Raw genomic sequence first — 1,046 nt, forward strand, 5'->3', positions numbered from 1 at the left:
GGCAACGTGGGCGCCGCCGGGGGCGGCGAGGGCGAGGACTTCCCGTCCGGCCCGGTGACCATCACCGTGGGGCAGGACGCCGGCGGCTCGACCGACCTCATCGCCCGCGCGGTGGCCGAGGGCATGGCCGAGGACCTCGGCGTGGCGGTCCCGGTCGTCAACCGCGCCGGTGCCAACGGCGCCCTGGCGACCGAGGAGGTCGCGGGCAAGCCGGCCGACGGGTACGAGCTGGTGCTGCTGAACGCCTCCCTCATCACGATCACGCCGCTCGCGGTGTCCGAGGACGAGGCCGTGGACCTGGCCGACCTCGACGTGATCAAGGGCCTCTCGCAGGACGACTACGTGCTGCTGGCGAGTGTGGACTCCGGCTTCGAGACCCTGGACGACCTCAAGGGCGCGTCTGGCGAGATCAAGTACGGCACCACGGGAGTGGGTACCGGTTCGCAGCTCGCGCAGGCCGCGCTGTTCGCTCAGGCCGAGATCGACGGCACGGCCGTCCCGTTCGACTCGGGCTCGCCCGCGCTGACCGCCGTCGTCGGCGACCAGGTGCAGGTGGCCACGGTGCAGCTCGGCGAGGCCAAGCCGCAGATCGACGCCGGCAAGGTGGTGCCGCTGCTGGCCTTCTCGGCCGAGCGCAACCAGTTCCTGCCCGACGTGCCGACGGCCGTCGAGGAGGGCTACGACGTGCCCGTCTCCCAGTACCGCGCGCTGGCCGCGCCCAAGGGGCTGCCCGAGGACGTCCAGGCCCGGCTCGTCGAGTCGATCGACGCCGCCATCGCCACGGACACCTACACCTCGTTCAACGAGAACAACCTGCTGACGCCGCACGAGATCTCGGGCGAAGAGGTCACCACCGAGTGGACCGAGCTCGCCGAGAAGTACAAGGCGCTCACCGAGGAGTACGACATCAGCCTCGCGGAGGGCTGATCCCTCGTGGCACCGGCAACGAAGGAGGCGCGCGTGGACGGCAGCTCGAACGGCAGGCCGGACGGCTCGGACGGCGCAGGTGCCGGCGGGGCGGACGGCGCCGCTGCCGTCGCGCCCGC

1 protein-coding gene is annotated in these 1,046 nt (G+C 72.3%); it reads left to right on the forward strand.

Features of this window, described 5'->3' with window-relative positions:
• Positions 1-927: tripartite tricarboxylate transporter substrate binding protein (locus PROKR_RS16535; RefSeq protein WP_036964782.1), on the forward strand; the 927-nt coding region annotated here is incomplete at its 5' end.
• Positions 928-1,046: the final 119 nt, after the last annotated feature.

This window comes from Promicromonospora kroppenstedtii DSM 19349 (genome assembly GCF_000515355.1).
GTDB lineage: Bacteria > Actinomycetota > Actinomycetes > Actinomycetales > Cellulomonadaceae > Promicromonospora > Promicromonospora kroppenstedtii.